This is a genomic window from Faecalibacterium faecis (assembly GCF_040096475.1).
GTDB classification, from domain to species: domain Bacteria; phylum Bacillota; class Clostridia; order Oscillospirales; family Ruminococcaceae; genus Faecalibacterium; species Faecalibacterium taiwanense.
On record NZ_JBBMEP010000007.1, the window covers coordinates 67,175 to 90,267 of the forward strand.

At 56.1% G+C, this 23,093-nt stretch carries 16 protein-coding genes and 2 tRNA genes; 11 read left to right on the top strand and 7 right to left on the bottom strand.

The features are described from left to right. Nucleotides 1–3: 3 nt before the first annotated feature. The 5 genes from WMO17_RS05105 to typA form a co-directional block, all read right to left on the bottom strand. Nucleotides 4–1,116, bottom strand: a complete 1,113-nt coding sequence (locus WMO17_RS05105) for an HlyD family secretion protein (protein WP_005945848.1) — start codon at nucleotides 1,114–1,116, stop codon at nucleotides 4–6. Between the two features lie 2 nt (nucleotides 1,117–1,118). Then, nucleotides 1,119–1,568 carry a hypothetical protein gene (locus WMO17_RS05110; RefSeq protein WP_097777610.1) on the bottom strand — a complete coding sequence of 150 codons (450 nt, stop codon included), beginning with the start codon at nucleotides 1,566–1,568 and terminating at the stop codon, nucleotides 1,119–1,121. 364 nt (nucleotides 1,569–1,932) lie between these two features. Further along, complete coding sequence (locus WMO17_RS05115) at nucleotides 1,933–4,263, bottom strand: peptidase domain-containing ABC transporter (protein WP_005945852.1); 2,331 nt, start codon at nucleotides 4,261–4,263, stop codon at nucleotides 1,933–1,935. Between the two features lie 459 nt (nucleotides 4,264–4,722). Beyond that, nucleotides 4,723–4,799, bottom strand: a tRNA-Asn gene (locus WMO17_RS05120). Between the two features lie 159 nt (nucleotides 4,800–4,958). After that, on the bottom strand, nucleotides 4,959–6,782 hold the full coding sequence (gene typA, locus WMO17_RS05125; RefSeq protein WP_005945857.1) for a translational GTPase TypA: 1,824 nt from the start codon (nucleotides 6,780–6,782) through the stop codon (nucleotides 4,959–4,961). Between the two features lie 216 nt (nucleotides 6,783–6,998). Between typA and WMO17_RS05130 the strand changes: the two genes are divergently transcribed. Beyond that, nucleotides 6,999–8,606, top strand: coding sequence for an MBL fold metallo-hydrolase RNA specificity domain-containing protein (locus tag WMO17_RS05130; protein WP_097775360.1), 1,608 nt, complete (start codon nucleotides 6,999–7,001; stop codon nucleotides 8,604–8,606). A gap of 48 nt (nucleotides 8,607–8,654) precedes the next feature. Here WMO17_RS05130 and WMO17_RS05135 read toward each other — a convergent pair. After that, nucleotides 8,655–8,729, bottom strand: a tRNA-Gly gene (locus WMO17_RS05135). A gap of 145 nt (nucleotides 8,730–8,874) precedes the next feature. On the opposite strand from WMO17_RS05135, the gene WMO17_RS05140 reads away from it, so the two are divergent. The 10 genes from WMO17_RS05140 (at nucleotide 8,875) to WMO17_RS05185 (ending at nucleotide 21,240) form a co-directional block, all read left to right on the top strand. Beyond that, entirely contained in the window at nucleotides 8,875–9,570 is a 696-nt protein-coding gene (locus tag WMO17_RS05140) for a DNA alkylation repair protein (RefSeq protein WP_223389663.1), read from the top strand. Nucleotides 9,571–9,699: 129 nt separating this feature from the next. After that, complete coding sequence (pyrH, locus tag WMO17_RS05145; RefSeq protein ID WP_223389665.1) at nucleotides 9,700–10,410, top strand: UMP kinase; 711 nt, start codon at nucleotides 9,700–9,702, stop codon at nucleotides 10,408–10,410. An 81-nt stretch (nucleotides 10,411–10,491) separates the two neighbouring features. Then, complete coding sequence (gene frr / locus WMO17_RS05150) at nucleotides 10,492–11,046, top strand: ribosome recycling factor (RefSeq protein WP_005945866.1); 555 nt, start codon at nucleotides 10,492–10,494, stop codon at nucleotides 11,044–11,046. A gap of 92 nt (nucleotides 11,047–11,138) precedes the next feature. Further along, complete coding sequence (uppS, locus tag WMO17_RS05155) at nucleotides 11,139–11,852, top strand: polyprenyl diphosphate synthase (protein ID WP_097775362.1); 714 nt, start codon at nucleotides 11,139–11,141, stop codon at nucleotides 11,850–11,852. A gap of 112 nt (nucleotides 11,853–11,964) precedes the next feature. After that, nucleotides 11,965–12,825, top strand: coding sequence for a phosphatidate cytidylyltransferase (locus WMO17_RS05160; protein WP_005945868.1), 861 nt, complete (start codon nucleotides 11,965–11,967; stop codon nucleotides 12,823–12,825). A 15-nt stretch (nucleotides 12,826–12,840) separates the two neighbouring features. After that, a complete protein-coding gene (gene dxr / locus WMO17_RS05165; protein WP_005945869.1) occupies nucleotides 12,841–13,992 on the top strand; it encodes a 1-deoxy-D-xylulose-5-phosphate reductoisomerase in 1,152 nt (383 codons plus the stop codon). Between the two features lie 74 nt (nucleotides 13,993–14,066). After that, nucleotides 14,067–15,179: a M50 family metallopeptidase gene (locus tag WMO17_RS05170; protein WP_338428282.1), complete on the top strand. Its 1,113-nt coding sequence runs from the start codon at nucleotides 14,067–14,069 to the stop codon at nucleotides 15,177–15,179. Continuing rightward, complete coding sequence (gene ispG / locus WMO17_RS05175) at nucleotides 15,176–16,249, top strand: flavodoxin-dependent (E)-4-hydroxy-3-methylbut-2-enyl-diphosphate synthase (RefSeq protein WP_349137594.1); 1,074 nt, start codon at nucleotides 15,176–15,178, stop codon at nucleotides 16,247–16,249. Before WMO17_RS05170 ends, ispG begins: the two co-directional genes overlap by 4 nt. Nucleotides 16,250–16,263: 14 nt before the next feature. Further along, a complete protein-coding gene (gene fic, locus WMO17_RS05180; protein ID WP_348583219.1) occupies nucleotides 16,264–16,878 on the top strand; it encodes a protein adenylyltransferase Fic in 615 nt (204 codons plus the stop codon). 108 nt (nucleotides 16,879–16,986) lie between these two features. After that, nucleotides 16,987–21,240, top strand: coding sequence for a PolC-type DNA polymerase III (locus WMO17_RS05185; protein WP_435387695.1), 4,254 nt, complete (start codon nucleotides 16,987–16,989; stop codon nucleotides 21,238–21,240). 116 nt (nucleotides 21,241–21,356) lie between these two features. On the opposite strand, the gene WMO17_RS05190 is transcribed toward WMO17_RS05185, so the two are convergent. Further along, entirely contained in the window at nucleotides 21,357–23,051 is a 1,695-nt protein-coding gene (locus WMO17_RS05190) for a DAK2 domain-containing protein (protein ID WP_097781699.1), read from the bottom strand. Between the last annotated feature and the right edge of the window lie 42 nt (nucleotides 23,052–23,093).

Here is a 23,093-nt window from a genome sequence, read left to right on the forward strand (position 1 = left end):
GGTTTAGCGGAACAGAACGCCCAGGGCTTCCATTGCGTACTCGAAATAGGTGACCTGATCGTACTCCACGCGGGCAGTAACGCTCATGCCGTTGGAAAGATCCACCTTGTCGCCGCTGCGGCTCACCACATAAGTGGCATCGGGCTTAATGGTCATCTTATAGTAGGAAGCGTTGGAGCTGGCCGTCACGTCACTGTCAATGGCCGTTACAGTGCCGGTCAGGGTGCCATAGGAATACTCCGAAAGGCCGGTAATGGCGATCTTGCACGGGTCACCCACATGAAGCAGCGGGCGGTCATTCACGGTGACCATGGCAACGATCTCCAGATCGTCGTTCTCGCTGGCAACAGTGGCCAGCGGGGAGCCTGCGCTCAGCACCATGCCCTCTTTGTAAGGAGTATCCATGTGGATCACACCGGAGGTGGGGGCGTAGATGTAGTAATCGTTGGCACCGGTGTTCAAGGCATCGAGCTGAGCCTGAACGTTGTCCACGTTGCTCTGTGCGCTGGTAATGCTCTGGGAGATGGACTGCATGGTGGAGTAGTACAGAGCTTCTACTTCGCTCTGGCTCTGCTCCATCATGGTCTTGATCTGAGCATCGGAGTAACCGGCAGCCTGATAGGCCGTGGCATCAAAGGTCTTCTGAGAGACCTGGCTCTTGTAGGTCTCGTACTGATAGTAGTAGGGCTGATCTTCGGGGTTTGTCTCGCTGAAGTAGTTGGTATCATCCTGCACGCACTGCAGCAGCTTGTTGTACTGGTCCAGCTGGGTCTGGTAGATCTTGAGCTGGCTTTCCAGGTTATCCTGCTGCATGTCGATATCCGTGCTCTTGATGTGGGCCACGAGGTCGCCCTCGTTCACATAGCTGCCCTCCGAAATATACATCTCGGTAATGGAGCCGGAATAACTGGACATGATATAGGTTTTATTGCTGGCCTGAACGGTGCCTGCGTTCTGGCTGACATAAATGCGGTTGGTATGGGTGCTCCACACCACCAGAAACAGCATGAAGATGCCCACCAGAATGACAAAAGCGTAGCCATAAGGTGGCAGCTTTTTTTCCATCATGATGCGGCGGTCCTGCAGATCCGAAAGGTTCTGAACTTTAATCGTCATAATTACTTGGTCTCCATAAAGACATCGACCACGGCATCATCCTCGTCCTGATTGACATAGATGGTATAAGAGGTGCCGGTCAGTTTCTGCTCATTCTCAAAAGCGTGGACCTGCAGCTTGTAGGAAGCCAGCTGGCTTTCGGGCATGGGGCCGGTGTAGTGGGCATACAGGCAGTTCTTCACGCGCAGAATAGCATCCATATGGTAGTCCTGCTCCATCTGGCCGATGAACTGGGTAGCCTGCTGCATCATGTACAGGTGCATCTGACGATCCTCACCAACCACCATGGCCTGCACAATGGGGCCAATGGGCTGTGCGTTGTTGCTCTTGATAAAGTTGTGCATCTGGGTCAGCACCACGGGCAGACTGGCCATCTCTTCCGGATGAATCTCACGGGAGAGCACATTGGTGAGCTTCAGGGTCTTGTTCTCGGCTACTTTGATCTCTTTCATGTTGAATACCTCGGTTCCTTTTCAGATTTACCTCAGAAGAGGCAGTAATAGGCAATCGAGAAAGGGGAGAAAACCGCTGCAGAGAGCAGCTTCCTCTCCGCTCCCGATCGCCTACTACTTATAAAAGTAATAGGGATCTTGCAAATAAAATGTGCCCGGAGGCATTTTGCCTCCGGGCACACCATAGTGAGGCATAGTTACCTGAGCAGGCGGGGCCTGTTCAGGATAACACCATCTACTTCTACTAAACAGAAAGTCTTTCTAGCTCTTTTTATCTGACACAGCAAAACTATGTCAAATCAAGCTATCCATCATGAATGACTCCCTTTCATATGTAACCGGGTACGCACCCGGCTGCAACACATCAATAGGTGATCGACTCACCGTCGTCATCCTCTTCCACCACGGCCTGCATGACAGACTGCTTGGGCTCTGCCTTTTTGCTGCGGTAGATACCCTGCTGCATGTTCCACAGCTCGTAGTACTTGCCTTCCTTGGCAAGCAGCTCATCGTGCGTGCCGCGTTCCACGATCTTGCCGTGATCCATCACAAGGATCAGATCACAGTCACGAACGGTGGACAGGCGGTGAGCTACGATCAGCATGGAACGATCTGCAAGCTGATCGTAGATCATGTTGAAGATCAGATTTTCCGTAGCAAAGTCCAGATTACTGGTGGATTCATCCAGAATGTAGAGGTTGGAATCTTTCAGGAAAGCGCGTGCCAGCGCAATGCGCTGCTTTTCACCGCCGGACAGGCCGTTGCCTGCTTCCTCCAGATAGGTGTTATACTGCAGGGGCAGATGACGGATAAAGTCGTGAGCATCTGCCTTCTTGGCAGCTTCCTTAACTTCGTCCATCGTAGCGTCCATACGGGAAACGCGGATGTTATCATAAATGGTCTTGCTGAACAGCTCAACGTTCTGCGGCACATAAGAAATTGCGCGGCGGACAGAATCATTGGTGTATTCAGCCAGATTCACACCGTTCAAGTCGATCTCGCCATCTTCCGGTTCATAATACTTGAGCAGAAGCTTGGTGATCGTGGATTTGCCGCTGCCGCTGCTGCCCACCAGCGCGACCTTTTTACCGGCCGGAATGGTAAAGCTGATGTGATCCAGTGCAGGGGCACGGTTGCCATAACGGAAAGTGACATCCTTGAACTCGATATCGCCCTCCACCTTGTCCAGATCGGTGCGGTCTTCGTCGCCGACCGTCTCGGAGGGATAATCCATGATCTCGCCCAGACGCTTCATGGAAATGCTGGCCTCCTGAATCTGCATCTGCAGACCAATCAGGTTGCTCAGCGGAGAAGTAAAGTAAGAGGACAGCGTGCTGAAGGCCATGAATCCGCCCAGTGTCATCTCACCCTTCAGAACCTGACTGATACCCACATAGGTGGTCAGCATACTGAAACCGGTGGAAATGAAGGAGGAGATCAGGCCCTGCGTGGTGCTGATCTTGCTGGAGCGCAGGCTGATCTTCAGGCTCTTGATGTACTCACGCTCGAGGTTCTCCATTTCGGTATCCTCGTTGGCGTTGCACTTGACCGTCTCAATGCCGCGCAGGCTTTCGATCATCTGGCTGTTCAGTGCAGCGGACTGCACCATGGTCTCTTCGTTGATCTTTTTGTAAGGCTGCTTGTAGATCAGCACCAGCAGAATGCTGACCAGAGCCATGAACAGCGAGATCGAGAAGAGCATCGCATTCATGCGGAACAGGATGATACCGGTGATAATGGCCATCGAGATATCCATGATCAGGCTCAGCGCAATGCTGGTAAAGATGGATTTGATGGTGTTTGCATCCGAATAACGGGTGGTGATATCACCAGTCTTGCGGGTGGCAAAGAACTTCATGGGCAGACGGAAGATATGCCCGAAGTAACCCAGCATCAGCGGAATATCGATCTTGATGGATAGGTGGATCAGAACCCACTGCCGGACAAAGCCCACCAGCGTATTGGTGATGCTGACCATGCTGAACACAAGGATCAGCGTAACCAGCAGATTGTCTAGACCATATGGCAAGACCTCGTCCATCAGGATCTTGTTGAACATGGAGGAGGCAATGCCCAGGATCGTAACGATCAGAGAACTCAGGATCGCATAGGCAAAGAGCTTTTTCTGGGGCAGCAACAGGTCGACGTAACGCTTGAACATGCCGCCCTTTTCGATCTTACCGCCCTTGAACTCCGAGGTAGGGTTCATCAGCAGCAGAACACCGGTAAAATTCTTGTAGAACTCATCCAGAGAGATCTTTTTCAGCTCGCTGCCGGGGTCGCCAATCACGACATAATCCTTGCACTTGTGTTTTTTGCCGTTCTTCTCATCTTCCTTGGCGGCTTCGGCTTCTTTCAGCATGTGCCGACGACGCTCACCGTCATCTTTGATGGTGGTCTTTTTAAAGACGACCACAAAGTGGGCCAGACCCTGATCGGTGATGACCTGCGCAATGCAGGGCAGCGAGAAATCGCTGAGGAAATTTTCACGGTCTACGCGAACCGCTGCAGTGGTGAAACCCAACTCATTAGCGGCTTTCTGCAAACCAACAAGGTTCGTGCCTTTCAGGTCGGTACCCATCATATCGCGCAGGCGGGTGATGGTAACTTCCTTTTTGTAATGGAGGCACACCATTGCGAGGCAGGCAGCCGCACAGTCAGTGGTGTCGTGCTGCCGGACATAGGTATAACGCATAGATGCTTCCTTTGATCATATACAAATTTATTCAAACAGCGGCAGGCGTTTTGAAGAAGCGGCCTGCCGCAGATCTGACAACGTGAAAAGAGCCGGAGCCTGAAACAACAGCACAGAGACCGGTGCTTTGTCCTGTCCTGCGGAGAACCATGACAAAACACCGGTCGGCTGCTATCAAAAGAAGGGAGCACCTACCCTTTGATCTGTGTGCCGGACTTTGGAAAAACAGATACAAATTCCCAAAGCTTATAAGCAGTATACCACAATGTGACATCTTCTTCAAGTAGTCAAATTTTAAGAAATCATTATGCTTGATGCTTTTTTCGCATGAATGCTGTGTTTTTGGGACAGAGAAGCCCAAAAACAGAGGAGAAACACGACTGCATGGCTGTACAGAAAAAGGGTGTAGTATGGGACAAACAAAAAAGGCAATGTTCTGTGGAACATTGCCTTTTCTTCTGGCGCCTCTTGCCTGACTCGAACAGGCGACACCCTGATTAACAGTCAGGTGCTCTAACCGACTGAGCTAAAGAGGCAGATCACATTTGTGACTGCGAGAGATATTATACCGCATAAGAATGCCTTTTGCAAGCCTTTTTTTAAAAAATGAATCATTTTTGGCAAAATAAAACCGTCCTGCAGTGTTTTGAAACGCTGCAGGACGGTAAAGTACATATTATAAAAGAAGGAAAGGCTTATTTCAGCTTGCTCTTGGCCTTCATGCGCTGCTCGTGGTTCAGGATCTGCTTGCGGATGCGCAGATTTTCAGGAGTGACCTCCAGCAGCTCGTCCTGTGCCAAGAATTCCAGGCAGCCTTCCAGGCTGAGCTTGCTAATGGGGATCAGGCGCAGAGCATCATCGGAGCCGGATGCACGGGTGTTGGTCAGGTGCTTGGTCTTGCAGACGTTGACATCCACATCCTCGCCGGAAGCGGTGTAGCCAATGACCATGCCCTCGTAGACCTTTTCACCAGCGCCCACCAGAAGGGTGCCGCGCTGCTGAGCATTGAACAGACCGTAGGTGACAGCCTCGCCGGTCTCAAAGCTGACCAGAGAACCGGTGGAGCGGTTGGCAATCATGCCAGCCCAGACATCGTAACCGTCGAAGATCTGGTTGATGATGCCTTCGCCGTGGGTATCGGTCAGGAACTGGTTGCGGTAGCCGAACAGGCCGCGGCTGGGCATACGGAACTCCAGACGCACGCGGTCGGTGCCCAGAGATTCCATCTGCTGCAGGATAGCCTTGCGCTGGCCCAGACCGGTCATGACAGCGCCCTGATACTGGGTGGGCACATCGATGACGACATGCTCCATAGGCTCATAGGTCTTGCCGTCGATGACCTTGGTCAGAACGTGCGGGGGAGAGACCTGCAGCTCATAACCTTCACGGCGCATGGTCTCGATCAGGATGGACAGGTGCATCTCACCACGGCCCATAACGCGGAAGGAATCGGTGGTGGCGGAATCCTCCACCTTCAGAGCAACGTCCTTCAGCAGCTCCTTCTGCAGACGGTCACGGATCTGACGGCTGGTAACATACTTACCCTCGCGGCCGGCCAGCGGGCTGTCGTTGACGGAGAAGGTCATTTCAACGGTAGGATCATTGATCTTCACGAAGGGCAGCGGCTCCACATTGGAGGGGCTGCACAGGGTATTGCCGATGGTCACGTCGGGCAGGCCGGAGAATGCCACGATATCGCCGGCGGTGATGTTATCGCACGGCTGACGGCCATTGGCCTGGAAGTCGTACAGCTTGGTCAGACGGCCGCGCATCTTCAGATCCTGATTGTGCCAGTCACAGACGACAACTTCCTCGCCCACCTTGGCAACGCCGTTCTGGATGCGGCCAATGCCGATGCGGCCCACGAAGTCGTTGTAGTCCACAGAGGACACCAGCATCTGGAAGGGAGCCTCGGGGTCGCCCTCAGGCGGCTTGATGGTGCTCAGCAGAGTATCGAACAGGGGGATCAGGTCGGTGCCGGGCACATCCGGGTCCAGGCTTGCGGTGCCATCACGGCCGCAGCAGAACAGCATGGGGCAGTCCAGCTGCTCATCGGTAGCGCCCAGATCCATCAGCAGGTACAGAACTTCGTCGATGACTTCCTTGATGCGGGCATCGGGGCGGTCGATCTTGTTGATGGCCACCACCAGACTCAGGTTCTGCTGCAGAGCCTTCTGCAACACAAAACGGGTCTGGGGCATGCAGCCCTCGGCGGCATCCACCAGCAGCAGAACGCCGTTGACCATCTTCAGCACGCGCTCCACCTCGCCGCCAAAGTCGGCATGGCCCGGAGTATCGACGATATTGATCTTGACACCCTTGTAGGTGCAGGAGCAGTTCTTGGCCAGAATGGTAATGCCACGCTCACGCTCGATATCGCCGCTGTCCATGACGCGCTCAGCCACGACCTGATTATCGCGGAATGCGCCGCTCTGACGCAGCATTGCGTCCACCAGGGTGGTCTTGCCGTGGTCAACGTGAGCGATAATGGCAACGTTGCGCAAATCGTTACGAACCATAAAATTCAACCTCTCTATTATTAAAACTCATAAAATACGAACGAACGTCATACAAGTTTAAGTTTATAACAGGAAGGGGTGGTTTGTCAAGATTGTATAAAAAATTTTTCAACCTTTCGGCAAAATGCCTGAGAAAAGCCATGCGATTTGTGCGGCGTGTACCTTTAGAATATGCTATACTAAGGATACAGAAGAAATAAAGCCGGAGGTGTTTTTATGAAGATCACATTTCTGGGCGCGAACCATGAGGTCACCGGCAGCTGCACTTTGATCGAAGCGGCTGGGCAGCGCTTTTTGATCGACTGCGGCATGGAGCAGGGCAAGGATGTATACGAGAACCAGCCCATCCCGGTAGCACCCGGCGAGATCGACTGGGTGCTGGCCACCCATGCACACATCGACCATACCGGTATGCTGCCGCTGCTGGTGCGCAACGGCTTCCGCGGCAAGATCTATGCCACGAACCCCACGGTGGAGCTGTGCGGCATCATGCTGCGGGACTCGGCCCATATTCAGGAATTTGAAGCGGAGTGGAAAAACCGCAAGGGCCAGCGCTCCGGCGCAGAACCGGTGGAACCGATGTATACTGTGCAGGATGCTGAAGCAGCCATGAAGCTGTTTGTGGGCAAGGCCTATGAGCAGCGCTTCCAGCTTGCACCGGGCATTGAAGCCCGCTTTGTGGATGTGGGCCATCTGCTTGGCTCGGCCAGCATAGAGCTTTGGATCACCGAGGGTGAGACCACGACCAAGCTGGTATTCTCCGGTGATATCGGCAATCTGGATCAGCCCATCATCAAGGATCCTGCTTACATCAAAGAGGCGGACTACGCCTTTATGGAATCTACCTACGGCGACCGCAGCCACGGCCCGAAGCCGGACTATGTGAGCGAACTGACGAAGATCCTGCAGCGTACCTTTGACCGGGGCGGCAATGTGGTCATTCCCAGCTTTGCGGTGGGCCGCACGCAGGAGATGCTCTACTTTATCCGTGAGATCAAGGAAAAGGGCCTTGTGAAGGGACACGGCAACTTCCCGGTGTACATTGACAGCCCGCTCGCCATCGAGGCGACCCGCATCTTTAAAGATACCGACCCGGACTGCTTTGATGCGGACACCCGCGCTCTGCTGGAAAAAGGCATTGATCCGATCACCTTCCCGGGGCTGCGCGTCACGGTGACCAGTGATGAATCCCGCATGATCAATGCAGACCGCGTGCCAAAGGTCATCCTCTCGGCCAGCGGTATGTGCGAGGCAGGCCGCATCCGCCACCACCTCAAGCACAATCTGTGGCGGCCGGAGTGCACCATTCTGTTCGTGGGCTATCAGGCGGTGGGCACGCTGGGCCGCACCCTGCTGGAAGGTGCCACGACGGTAAAACTGTTCGGTGAACCTATTGAGGTGCAGGCAGAACTGTGCCAGCTCACCGGCATGTCCGGCCATGCGGACAGAGAAGGTCTGCTGCGGTGGGTGAACTCCTTTGAGCAGAAACCAAAGCGTGTGTTCGTGATGCACGGCGAAGATGAGACCGAGGACCACTTTGTGCAGACCTTGACGGAACAGGGCTTCACTGCCTGCGCACCCTACAACGGCGCACAGTGGGCCATCGGAGCCGAGGGAGCCGTATGCCTGCAGGAGGGCATGCGCGTCCGCATTGAGCACAAGGCCAATGAAGGCCAGAGCCGTGCTGCCAGTGTGTTCCAGCGGCTGGTCAGCGCCGGCAAGCGCCTGCTGCGGGTCATCGAGCACAACGAGGGCGGCGCAAACAAAGACCTTGCCAAGTTTGCCGACCAGATCAATGCCCTGTGCGATAAGTGGGACCGATAAAGCAAAACAAAAGCGCCGTGACCCAAAAGGCCACGGCGCTTTTTTGCATGGAGCGGGCAATGGGAATCGAACCCACCTCCTCAGCTTGGAAGGCTGATATACTAGCCGATGTACGATGCCCGCATTTACGAACGATATTATAGCATGTTCCGGCACAAATGTCCAGCCCAATTTTTGTATGTTCCTTAAAGCACTGGAAAAGAATGCCGGAACGGCCTTGCTTTTCCATACGGCTCTGCTACAATAGAAAAGAACGGAGGGAGAGAGGATGGAGCCGGAAGCAGAGATCATTCGTGCGCAGCTGTTTGCCCTGCGGGATGAAGCATACCGCACCTTTCACAGTGCGTTGATGCCCACCGTGCCGCCGGAAACGGTGATCGGCGTGCGCGTTCCGGCTCTGCGCAAGTTGGCAAAACAGCTCGCAGGCACAGCGCAAGCAGAAGTGTTTTTACAGGCCCTGCCGCATGGATACTACGAAGAGAACAACCTCCACGCGTTTCTGATCGAACTTATCCGGGACTACGACAGGGCGCTGGCTGAAACGGAAGCGTTCCTGCCCTACATCAACAACTGGGCCACCTGTGACTGCTTTTGCCCCAAAGTGTTTGCAAAGCACAAGAAGGAACTGCTGGTGCCCATTCGCCGCTGGCTGGATTCGGGCGAGGTGTACACCGTGCGCTATGGCATGGAGATGCTGATGCGCTATTATCTGGATGATGCATTCCGGCCGGAATATCTGGAATGGGTGGCCGATGTGCACAGCACGGAATACTATATCAATATGATGCGGGCATGGTATTTTGCCACAGCACTGGCAAAGCAGCCGGATGCCGCGCTGCCGTGGCTCACAGAAAAGCGGCTGGATCTGTGGACCCACAACAAAGCTATCCAGAAAGCGGTGGAAAGCCGCCGCATTCCGCTCGGAATGAAGCAGCTGCTGCGCGGTCTGCGCAGCCGTTCATAAAAGCTTCCGGATTTCCGCGCAGATTTCCTGTTTACTTTATGGATGTTTTATTGTAAAATAAGCTATAGTAAAAAATGCCAGGGTATGCCTATGCCCTGACGGAAGATAAAAACAGGTGGTGTTTGGATTATGGCATTGAAATATCAGCGTATCCTTCTGAAGATCAGCGGCGAAGCACTGGGCGGCGAAAAGGGCATGGGTTTTGATGAACCCACTATGGACGCGATCTGCGGCGGCGTGAAGAAAGCACACGAGCTGGGCGTGCAGATCGGCATTGTTGTGGGCGGCGGCAACTTCTGGCGCGGCCGTTCCAGCGGCAAGATGGAGCGCACACTGGCCGATAAGATCGGTATGCTGGCAACCGTGATGAACGCACTGGCTGTTTCCGATAAGCTGGAACAGCTGGGTGTGCCCACTGAGGTGTTCACCTCCATCACCATGCCGCAGGTGGCACAGCCCTTTACACGCAAGGATGCTCTGCGCGCCATGGATGAGGGCAAGATCGCCGTGTTCGGCGGCGGCACCGGCAACCCGTTCTTCTCCACGGATACGGCAACCGCTCTGCGCGCTGTGGAAGTGAGCGCCGATGTGATGTTCAAGGCTACTATGGTGGATGGCGTTTACGATAAGGATCCCCACAAGTACGCCGACGCAAAGAAGTATGATACCCTCACCTTTACCAAGGTGCTGGAAGACCAGCTGGCTGTTATGGATGGCACTGCTGCCACTCTGTGCCGCGACAACAAGCTGCCCATCCTCGTGTTCGATCTGGCCGACCCGGACAACATTGCCCGTGCCGTGCAGGGCGAGAATGTGGGCACACTGGTTTACGAGGGCTGAAACGCCTGCAGCCGACATACATTATAGGGCAGACGCATTGCAGCGCAGCCCCAAGATAAAAAGGAACAGGAGACTACCGCAATGAGCAGCAACACCAAGGTTTACGAAGACAAGATGAAGAGCTCGGTCGAACATCTGGGCCGCGAACTGGGCGCTGTGCGCGCAGGCCGCGCAAATCCCGCTGTGCTGGATAAGGTCAGCGTGGATTATTATGGTGCCCCCACTCCCATCCAGCAGGTGGCATCCGTGGCTGTGGCCGAAGCACGCACCCTGACCATTACCCCGTGGGACCGTACTCTGCTGCGCCCCATCAGCAAGGCCATCATGGCCAGCGATGTGGGCATCACTCCCATTGATGACGGCTCTACCATCCGCCTGAACTTCCCGGCTCCCACCGAGGAGCGCCGCAAGCAGCTGGCAAAGGAAGTTTCCAAGCTGGGCGAGGAGGCTAAGGTGGCAGTGCGCAACATCCGCCGCGAGGCTATGGATAAGGCCAAGGCCATGAAGAAGGCCGGCGAGCTGACCGAGGACAGCCAGAAGACCATGGAAGAGGATGTCCAGAAGCTGACCGACAAGTATATCAAGAACATCGATGCTGCGGTGGAAGAAAAGCAGAAGGAGATCATGTCTGTCTGATCTGCGCAGATGCAATAGACTGGAGGTGCCGTGCGCTGAAGAAGAGTGCGCGGCACTTTTGTTGAAGGCGGCGTTGCTGCCGGGAGGAAACAATGGCGCATCCTAAAGAATTTGCCGAGGGCCTTTCCATCGGCATCATCATGGACGGCAACGGCCGCTGGGCAAAGAACCGCGGCCTGCCCCGCACTGCCGGGCACAAAAGAGGCGCAGAGGTGTTCAGCGATATCGCAGATTACTGCGATGAGCTGGGCGTTTCGTCGGTGTACTTCTATGCGTTTTCCACCGAGAACTGGAAGCGTCCGCTGGAAGAGGTCAACGCCATTATGCGGCTGTTCGGCGAATATCTGCTGAAGGGCTTTGACTACAAGAACCGCAATATCCGCATCAAGTTCATGGGCGACCGCACGGTGCTGGATGAAAAGCTGCAGCAGCTGATGAACAAGCTGGAAGCAGATTCTTCGGTCAAGACCGGCATGACCCTGAACATTGCTATCAACTACGGCGGCCGCCCGGAGATCGTGCGGGCGGCGCAGCAGCTGGCGGCAAAGGCGGCGGCAGGGGAGATAAAGCCCGAAGAGATCACGGAACAGCTGCTCAGCGATGCCATGTATACCGCTGGCCAGAAGGACCCGGATTTTATCCTGCGTCCCAGCGGAGAAAAGCGGCTGTCCAACTTCATGCTCTGGCAGGCAGCTTACTCGGAGCTGGTAGAAATGGACGTTCTGTGGCCGGATTTCACCCGCAGCGATCTGGACGCTGCCATTGAGGAGTTCAATCATCGCTCCCGCCGGTTTGGCGGACTGTAAAACCCAAGACCTCCTGCACACGGTGCAGGGACCGGACGGCCCGGCGGCTTTGCCGGAGCCAAACTTAATCCAGAGGGGTGCGGCACCGACCGGTGAAAAGGAGATCCAATCTATGAAAACACGTGTTATTACTGCGATCGTGGGCATCATCGTACTGATCGGCGTGATGTTCACCTTCAACACTCTGATCTTTAATCTGGTCATCGCGGCCATTACGCTGATCGCCGTTCACGAGATCTACAGTGCCCTCGGCTTTGAAAAGAAGGACTGGCTGATGTACGCGGTTCTGGTGCCGTATACACTGCTGGTCATGACGAGCAACTATCAGGTCATGCGGCGGCTGGTGATGCCGATGTCCTTTCTGCTGGTCACCTTTTATGCCATCTATCTGGTGGTGCGCAATGGCACCATCAGCTATCAGAAGGCCAGCGGCCTGCTGATGTTCTCCGGTATCGTGATCTTCTGCTTCTATTCCTTTATCCGGCTCAAGGAGCTGCTGCCGGTGGAGCAGTACGGCTACGATGCGGTGTTCTTTATCTTGCTCATCCTCTGCTTTGCCTGGGGCGGCGATACCTGTGCCTACTTTGCAGGCCGTGCTTTTGGCAAGCACAAGCTCTGCCCGGTGGTCAGCCCCAAAAAGACCGTGGAGGGTGCCATTGGCGGTGTTCTGGGCACCATGGTGTTCGGTGTGATCATCACACTGGTGTACTCAGTGGCGGCAAACCGGATGGAAGCCTTCACCCGCTCCAACATTGGCGTTTCCATGTACGTGATCATTGCGCTGCTGGGCTGCGTGGCGGCGGTGCTGGGCATTTATGGCGACCTGTTTGCCAGTGTGGTCAAGCGCCAGTGCGGCATCAAGGATTACGGCACCATCTTCCCGGGGCACGGCGGCATTCTGGACCGCTTTGACAGTGTGATGTTCATTGCGCCCTTTGTGACCATGGTCATTACGGCGGTGTTCTACTATTAAAAGGGGGAACGTGTGATGTCGAAAAAAATCACTCTGCTGGGTTCTACCGGTTCCATCGGCACCCAGAGTCTGGATGTGATCCGTGCACAGGGCTATGAGGTGTTCGGCCTTTCTGCCCACAGCCATGTAGACAAGATCCTGCAGCAGATCGAAGAGTTTCATCCGCGCTATGTCTGCATGACCGACCCGGATGCGGCCCGCAGGCTGGATGCGGAGCTTTCCGGTCGTGCAGATGCGCCCCGGCTGCTGGTAGGGCCAGAAGGGCTCAAGCAGCTGGCTGCACTGGACGGCACCGATGTGGTGCTGAACAGCGTGGTGGGCATTGCAGGCCTTGGTGCCAGCCTGTGCGCGATCGAAAGCGGGCATGATCTGGCCCTTGCCAACAAGGAGAGCCTTGTCACCGGCGGCCATCTGGTCACACAGGCCGTGGCAAAGCATGGTGTAAAGCTGCTGCCGGTAGACAGTGAACATTCGGCCATCTTCCAGTGCCTACAGGATAAGGAGAGTGCCCCCAGCCTGACCAAGATCCTGCTCACGGCATCCGGCGGCCCCTTCTTCGGGATGAAGACCGAGGAGCTGCGCGGTAAGACCAAGGCGGATGCCCTCAAGCACCCCAACTGGAACATGGGCGCAAAGATCACCATTGACTCTGCCACCCTGATGAACAAGGGTCTGGAGCTGATCGAGGCAGTGTGGCTGTTCGGCCTGCCGCCGGAGAAGATCCAGATCGTGGTGCAGCGCCAGAGCATCGTGCATTCGGCGGTGCAGTTCAGCGATAATTCGGTCATTGCTCAGCTGGGTGTGCCGGATATGCGCATTCCCATCCAGTATGCGCTCACCTACCCAAAGCGCGTACCCGGCGTTGTGCCAGAGCTGGACTTTGCCGCACTCAAGGTGCTCACCTTCGATGTGGCAGACGACGAGACCTTCCGCTGCCTTGCCGCCTGCAAAAAGGCCATCAAAAAGGGCGGTCTCGGCCCATGTGCCGCCAACGGTGCCAATGAGGAAGCTGTCAAGCTCTTCCTTGAGGACAAAATTGGCTTCCTCGATATTGGCCGTCTGGTGGAAGCAGTCGTGGACAGCGACAGCTTTGGCGGCGAGTATACCCTCAGCGATGTGTACGAGTGCGACCGCATGGCACGGGAATTTGTAAGAGCGCACTTATAAAAACCCTCTCAGCCTCACTGCGTTCGGCAGCCCTGACTGAGAGGGGTTCCGACTTTTCAGCTTTAGGAGACGCAATGTCAATTTTTATCACCCTGATTGCCGCACTGATCGTGTTCAGCGCTGTGATCGCCATTCATGAATTCGGGCACTTTACCGTGGCAAAGCTCTGCGGCATTCAGGTCAACGAGTTTTCCATCGGCATGGGGCCGGCTTTGTGGAAGAAAATTTACAAGGGCACCCAGTACAGCCTGCGTGCATTGCCGGTAGGCGGCTATGTGGCGCTGGAGGGCGAGGAAAGCCCCGAGAGCCAGCAGGCCGAGGAGGCCCGCGACGAACGGGAAGCAGAGGACGAAAACCCTGTCCCGCCGGAGCAGCGCACCGGCATCCCTTTGAACGAGGCACCGGTATGGCAGCGTGTGCTTGTGATGGTGGCAGGTGCCTTCATGAATTTCGTGCTGGGCTTTGTGGTGCTGGTCATTCTTGTGGCAGCACAGGAAGGAGCCATCACCAGCAAGACCATCTATTCCATTGAGAACGATGCCCTCTGCGGCCAGACCGGCCTGCAGGCGGGGGACGAGATCGTTGCCGTGAACGGCAGGCGCTGCTTTGTGGCCAACGACATCCTTTATGAGCTGGTGCGCACCGAAGCCTATCGCGCCCGGTTCACCGTGAAGCGGGACGGCCAGAAGGTGGAACTGCCGGACGTGCAGTTCGACACCTGGCAGGACGAGGACGGCCAGACCCATATGACCCTTGGCTTTACGGTGTACGGCATCAAAAAAACACCGCTCAATGTGTTAAAAGAAGCATGGAACAGTACCCTGTACTACGGACGCATCGCGTTTATCTCGCTGGCAGACCTTGTGCGCGGACGTGAGAGCATCAACAATCTGTCCGGCCCGGTGGGTATCGTGACAGCGATCGGTCAGGCGGCAAGCTACGGCTGGCAGGATCTGCTGGAGCTGCTGGCCCTCATCACCATCAATCTGGGCGTGTTCAATCTGCTGCCCTTCCCGGCACTGGATGGCGGCAAGGTGGTATTTTTGATCATTGAGGGCGTTACCGGCCATGCAGTGCCGGAAAAGCTGCAGGGTACACTGACCATTGCGGCTTTTGCACTGCTGTTTGGCCTGATGCTCTTTGCAACCTATAATGATATCATCCGGCTTGTGACCGGTGCAATGTGAGCAAAAACAGAAAGGGGAACTTTATGCGGCAGTTAAAACGGGAAGTGAAAATCGGCAATGTGACCATCGGCGGCAAGAATCCTGTTGCGGTGCAGACGATGCTCAACGTGCCGGTGGAGGATATTGAGGGCAATGTGGCGCAGGCAAAGCGGTGCGAAGCTGCTGGCTGTCAGATCCTGCGCGTGACCTGCCCCAGCCCGGCGGATGCAAAGTGCATCGAAGCCGTCAAGAATGCGGTGAACATCCCCATTGTGGCAGACATCCATTTTGACTACAAGGCGGCTCTGGCCTGCGCAGATGTGGGTGTGGACAAGATCCGCATCAACCCCGGCAACATCGGCGACGATGACCGGGTGAAGGCTGTGGTGGATGCCTGTCAGCGCAAGAACATTCCCATCCGCATCGGCGTGAATGGCGGCAGTCTGGAAAAGCACATCCTTGCAAAATACGGCGCACCCACGCCGGAGGCCATGGTGGAGAGTGCACTGTACCATGTGCGCCTGCTGGAAAAATTCGATTTCAACAACATCGTCATTTCCATCAAGAACTCCAATGTGCCCCGCATGATGGAGGCCTACCGCCAGCTCAGCGCTGTCACGGATTACCCGCTCCATGTGGGTGTTACCGAGGCGGGTACCTACCAGATGGGTCTGCTGAAAAGCGGCATGGGCATCGGCGGAATGCTGCTGGAAGGCATTGGCGATACCATCCGCGTCTCGCTGGCCGCAGATCCGGAAAAGGAAGTGGAAGCGGGCTACAACATCCTGCGCGCCGTGGGCTTCCCGGTAGCAGGCCCGGAGGTCATCACCTGCCCCACCTGCGGCCGCACCCAGTATCCCTGCACCGAGATCGCCAACGAGGTGGAAAAGCGGCTGCAGGGCTGCAAAAAATCCATCAAGGTGGCCGTGATGGGCTGCGTGGTCAACGGCCCCGGTGAAGCCCGCGAAGCAGACATCGGAATTGCCGGCGGCAAGGGCGAGGCGGTGCTGTTCATCCACGGCAAGCCCATCAAAAAGCTGACCGGAGACAACATCCTGGATCAGTTCATGGATGAGATCTATAAACTGTAAAGTGGGAGAATGATATGGCACTGCAAAATAAACTGGGCCTGACCGATGAACTGGAGCTTGCCCGTGAAGAGGAAAGAATCAGCAAACAAAAGGCGCTGGCTCTGTATGATACGGGTTTGCTGGATACTTTTCCGGTAGGAACATTTGCAGGCCTTGCAATGATCCATAAATATCTGTTTGAAGATATCTATGAATTTGCCGGTCAGATGCGCACCGTAAACATCGCAAAGGGAAATTTCCGCTTTGCACCGGTCATGTATCTGCGCCCGGCACTGGAAAGCATTGACCGGATGCCGCAGTCCACGTTTGATGAAATTATTGAAAAATATGTGGAAATGAACGTGGCGCACCCTTTCCGGGAAGGCAATGGCCGCAGTACCCGTATCTGGCTGGACTGCATCCTGAAAAAAGAACTGCATCAGGTGGTGGATTGGAGCCGCGTGGATAAAAGCGACTATCTGATGGCCATGGAACGCAGTCCGGTGAAAGATCTGGAAATCAAGGTACTGCTGCATAAAGCACTGACGGAACAAATCAATGACCGTCAGGTGTATATGAAGGGTATTGATGCAAGCTATCATTATGAGGGCTACCAGATTTTCAGAACAGAGGAACTTGCAAAGAAATAAAATCACATTTTTGCTGCCACACCTGCAAAAACGGGTGCGGCAGTTTGTGCTGTATAAAAAGGAGTACCATTTGTGACACCACTCGTATCCAACCTGTGGCCGCAGTTCATGGTGGACCCGGCATTTGCGGCCTGCTTCGGGCAGGTCATTGTGGAGCATGCGCAGATGCTGCGGCAGGAGCGGCAGGTCGTCTTTACCCTGCGCAGCGGTGCGCCACTGGACAAAAATCTCTGTGCCCGGCTGCTGGCATCCCTGCAGCCGGATTATGAGGGCTTTGAGCTGCGCATCCAGAACCTGTTTGGCTATGCCATGCTGGACGAAACGGCCCTGCGCGATCTGATGGAAGAGATGAAGCGGGACGGCGTGCCCATCAACGGCTTTCTGGACCGGTGCAAGATCAACATCATCGGACAGAAGATCACCATCGGCGTATGCCATGGCACCAAGTTTTTGCAGGAGATGCACTTTGAAAAGCTGCTGGCAGAGCGCATTGCGGCCCACACCGGGGTAACGCCGCAGGTAACGCTGCAAAGCGCTGTAAGCGAAGCCGAGCAGCACCAGATGGAAGAAAAGCTGGAGCGCAAGATCGCGCCACCGGTGGTCAAGTTTGAGAAAAAGAACACAGCACCGTCCATCAAGGTGGATGGTCTGGACCTGACCGATAAGCCCGTCACCATTTTCCACGGCAAGATGTTCACTCCCAAGAACCTCACCCCGCTGAAAGACCTTGGCGGCGAGGGCGGCAAGTGCACGATCTGGGGCGATGTGTTCTTCTCGGAGGTCAAGGGCAACTTCCGCAAAATTTATACCGTATCCATCACCGATTATCAGGGCTCCATCAACCTGAAGATCCGCGCGCAGGAAGGTGAGGACTGCTCCAAGTGGGAGAGCCTTGGCAAAGGCACCACCCTCATCGTGCGCGGCGACTGCTCCTACGACAAGTACGAACACGATTATATCGTCTACCCCTACGATGTGCTCATCGTGGAGCGCAAAAAGCGGGAGGATACCGCACCGGTCAAGCGTGTGGAGCTGCATCTGCACACCAAGCTTTCCAGCATGGACGGCTTCTGTGATCCCGGCGGCATCGTCAAGCTGGCCCACCGCATGGGACATCCGGCCGTTGCCATCACTGACCACGGTGTGTGTCAGGGTTACCCGGAAGCCATGCTGGCAGCGGACGATATCCATAAATCAGACCCGGACTTCAAGCTGATCTACGGCTGCGAAGCCTACTTTGTGGACGACATGATCCCCTGTGTATACGGTGTGAAGGATCAGCCGCTGGACGGGGAGTTCTGCGTGTTTGATACCGAGACCACAGGCCTTGACCCCGGCGTGGAGTATATGACCGAGATCGGTGCCGTCATCGTGAAAAACGGCGAAGTGGTGGAGGAATTTGATACCTTTGTCAAGCCCGGCAAGCCCATCACCCCCAAGATCACCGAGCTGACCGGCATCACCAACGAAATGGTGGCGGATGCTCCCGGCGAAAAGGAAGCACTGGAAGCCTTCCTCAAATTTGCGGGAGACCGCATCCTTGTGGGCCACAACGTCCATGCCTTTGATATGCGTTTCCTGCGCGCCGCCGCCAAGCGCAGCGGCATCAAGCTGGAGCCGACCTATATCGACACCCTGACCATGGCGCAGGCCATGTACCCCGGCCTGCACAACTACAAGCAGGGCACCATCAACAAGCATCTGGAGCTGCCTGCCTACGAAGCCCACCGTGCCTGTGAGGATTCTGCCGCGCTGGGCCGCATCTTCGGGGTCATGCTGAACGACCTGAAAGAAAAGCAGGTAGCAAAGGTCAGTGAGATCAACACCGGCCTTGGCGGCAACCGCGAGGTGCTGAAAAAGAAGTATTACCACCTCATCATTCTGGTCAAGAACCAGATGGGCCTGAAAAATCTGTACAAGATCGTCAGCGAAGCCCATGTGAACTACTTTTTCAAAAAGCCCCGGGTGCCCCGGAGCCTTTTGAACAAATACCGGGACGGCCTGCTGCTCACTTCCGCCTGCGAAGCCGGCGAGCTGTACCGGGCCATCGTGGATGGCACCAGCTATGAAGAACTGAAAAAGATCGCGTCCTACTACGATATTCTTGAGATCCAGCCGCTGGGCAACAACGCCTACATGGTGCGAGACGGCAAGGTGGACAGCGAAGAGGACATCAAAAACTTCAACCGCACGGTCATCAAGCTGGGCGAGGATCTGCACAAGCCGGTCATTGCCACCGGCGACGTGCACTTTACCGAGCCGGAGGACGCGGCGTACCGTGCCGTGCTGCAGGCGGGCAACGGCTTTAAAGATGCCGACAACCAGCCGCCGCTGTTCTTCCGCACCACGCAGGATATGCTGGCGCAGTTCTACTATCTGCCCAAGGAAAAAGCCTACGAGGTAGTGGTGAAGAACCCCCGCAGGATCGCGGCGATGATCGACAACAATGTTCGTGCCATCCCGCGCGGCACCTACCCGCCCAGCATCGAGGGTGCAGAGCAGCAGCTGCGCGATGCTACGTGGGAACACGCCAAGCGCGATTACGGTGACCCGCTGCCCGAAATTGTGGAAAAGCGGCTGCAGAAGGAGCTGGACTCCATCTGCGGCCATGGCTACGCCGTGCTGTACGTCATTGCGGTCAAACTGGTGGCCTATTCCAACGCGGGCGGCTATCAGGTGGGCAGCCGTGGTTCGGTCGGCTCATCGGCCGTGGCCCACTTCTCCGGCATCTCGGAGGTGAACAGCCTGCCGCCCCACTATCGCTGCCCCAAGTGCAAGCACAGCGAGTTCATCACCGACGGCAGCGTGGACGACGGCTTTGACCTGCCGGATAAAAACTGCCCCAACTGCGGCACCCGGATGCTGGTGGACGGCCACGATATTCCCTTCGAGACCTTCCTCGGCTTCTACGGCGATAAAGAGCCGGATATCGACCTGAACTTTTCCGGCGAATATCAGTCCAATGTGCACCGCTATACCGAGGAGCTGTTCGGCAAAGCCAACGTGTTCAAGGCGGGCACCGTGTCCGGTATTCAGGACAAGACCGCCTACGGCTATGTCAAAAAATATCTGGATGAGCGCGGCCGCACGGTGAACCATGCGGAGGAGAACCGCCTGACTCTGGGCTGCACCGGCGTCAAGCGCACCACGGGTCAGCACCCCGGCGGCATGGTCGTTGTGCCGGACACCTACGAGATCTACGATTTCTGCCCCATCCAGCATCCGGCGGATGATGTGGCAGGCGGCCTGCTGACCACCCACTTCGAGTTCAAGTACCTGCACGATACCCTGCTCAAGCTGGACGAACTGGGCCACGATATGCCCACCTTCTACAAGTATTTTGAGGAGTACACCGGTATCCCCATCGACAGTATCCCCATGAACGACCCCAAGGTGTACAGCCTGCTGACCAGCCCGGAAGCGCTGGGCGTGACCCCGGAACAGATCGACAGCCAGACCGGCACCTTCGGCATCCCGGAAATGGGCACCAACTTCGTGCGCGGTATGCTGGTGGAGGCACGGCCCAAGAACTTCTCCGAGCTGATCCAGATCTCGGGCCTGTCCCACGGAACGGACGTGTGGACCGGCAACGCGGACGAGCTGATCCGCAGCGGCACCTGCACCATTGCGGAGGTCATTGGCTGCCGTGACAGCATCATGCTGTACCTGTTGCGCAAGGGTCTGGAACCCAAGATGGCCTTTGATATCATGGAGGCCGTGCGTAAGGGCAAGGTGGCCAAGGGCGGTTTCAAGGATGGCTGGGAGGAAGCCATGCGGGAGCACGAGGTGCCGGACTGGTACATCGAGAGCTGCCGCAAGATCAAGTATATGTTCCCCAAGGCCCATGCCGTGGCCTACCTGATGTCGGCCATTCGTCTGATGTGGTTCAAGATCTACCGTCCGCCGGAGTTCTATGCGGTATACTTTACCGTACGCGGCGACGACATCGACTACGAAGCCGCTGTGGGCGGTGCGGCAGTGGCCCGCGCCCACATGGAAGAAGTCAAGCGCCGCCTGAAGGAAGAGAAGAACGCCAAGGACGAAGATGTGCTGGTCAGCCTGCAGCTCGTCAACGAGATGCTGGTGCGCGGCTACGAGTTTTTACCCATTGAGCTGGGCAAGAGCCGCGGCTCCAAGTATGTGGTGGAGGACGGCAAGGTACGTCTGCCTTTCTCTTCGCTGAAGGGTCTTGGCGGTGCTGCCGCCGATGCACTGGAAAAGGTGACCATCCACGGCGAAGAATATATCTCGGTGGAAGAGTTGCAGCAGGCTTCCGGTGTCGGCAGCAGCATTCTGGACCGTCTGCGTCAGGTGGGCGCTCTGGGCGACCTGCCGGAGAGCAGTCAGGTAAGCTTCTTCTGAGGATTCTGAAAGCAAAAGTGCCTGCACGGCTTTAGCTGTGCAGGCACTTTTGCTTTAAAAAAGCACCCGCGGCAAAAATCGCAGGTGCTTAAAAATTCAGCAGAACGGGGGAGTGTTTACTCCACGCTGATCATATAATAGTAAACGGGCTGGCCGCCGCGGATGTGGCTGACCTCAACGTGGTTCGGGCACTTTGCCTTTACGATCTCGGTGACCTTCTCGGCATCCTCATCGCTCACGTCGCAGCCGGAGATGATGGTGACGAAGCTGGAATCCTTCTTGCACATGCCGCGTGCCAGACGGTAGGTAGCTTTGGTGATATCGTTGGAGGTGGAAACGATCTTGCCGTTCTCCAGAGCCATGATCTCGCCCTTCTTGATGCGCTTGCCGTCGTACTCACTGTCGCGGGCAGCATAGGTGATCAGACCGGTGGACACCTTGTCGGCAGCAGCCATCATGTTGATGGTGTTGGTCTCGGCGTTCACAGAGGGATCAAAGTTCAGCATGGCGGTAATGCCCATGGGCACGGTGCGGGTGGGCAGAACGACCACCTGACGGTCGGCCAGCTTCTGGGCCTGCTCAGCAGCCATGATGATGTTCTTGTTGTTGGGCAGCACGAACACGGTCTTTGCGGGCACGCTCTGGATGGCGGCGAGGATATCCTCGGTGGCTGGGTTCATGGTCTGACCACCGGAGACCACTGCGTCTGCAGCCAGATCGGTGAACACGGCCTTCAGGCCTTCACCGGCGGCAACGGCAACAAAGCCATAGTCACGGCTGGGGTCCACAGCAGCGTAGACGAACTCGCTGGACTGAGAAGGGGCCTTCTCAGCAGAAGCCTGCTTTTCCAGGCTCTTGCCCTGCTTCTGGCGGGCCAGGAACTGCTCGTGCATGTTCTCGATCTTGAAGTTGGTCAGGTAACCATACTTGATGGCTTCGCTCAGGATCTTACCGGGGTCAGCGGTGTGCACATGCAGGTTGATCACATCGTCATCCTCGATGCACACCACGCTGTCGCCGTTGGATTCTGCAAAGGCACGCATCTTTGCGGCGCTTGCCCCCTCATACTTGTTGATCAGGAACTGGGTGCAGTAGCCGTTCTTGATGTCCTCCACCTTCATCAGGTCGTCGGTGAACACGCCCTTGCCGGCGTTCTCGGTGGAGAGCTTTGCCTTGTTGGGAGCAGCCTCGCCGCCTGCCACGATGCCTTCGCCATGGAACACCTTGCCCATGCCCTCAAAGATGACCATGATGCCCTGACCGCCGGCATCCACAACGCCGGCCTTCTTCAGAACAGGCAGCAGGTTGGGGGTGTCCTCCAGAGCCTTCTGGCCGGCGGTCATCACCACATCCCACAGAGCGGGCACATCCTCGGCACCGCAGGCAGCAGCTTCCTCAGAGGCAATGCGTGCAACCGTGAGGATGGTGCCCTCGGTGGGCTTCATAACGGCCTTATAAGCGCCCTCGACACCCTTCTTCAGGGCCTCGACAATGTCGGCAGCGGTGGCTTCTTTCTTGCCTTCCAGCGCCTTGGAGAAGCCGCGGAACAGCAGGCTGGTGATAACACCGGAGTTGCCGCGTGCGCCGCGCAGCATGGCGGAAGCAGCGGTCTTGGAAGCCTCACCCACGGTGCAGCTGTCGTCCAATGCTTCCAGCTCGCGCACAGAAGCACCCACGGTCATGCCCATGTTGGTGCCAGTGTCGCCATCAGGAACAGGGAAAACGTTCAGCTCGTCCACGCGGGAGCGCTGATTGTTGATGTTGTTGGCGCCAGAGATAATGGCGTCACGCAAAATCTTACCAGAAATCATTCTTTTTTACTCCTTGTACTTGCCGGAAAAGCCCGGCGCATT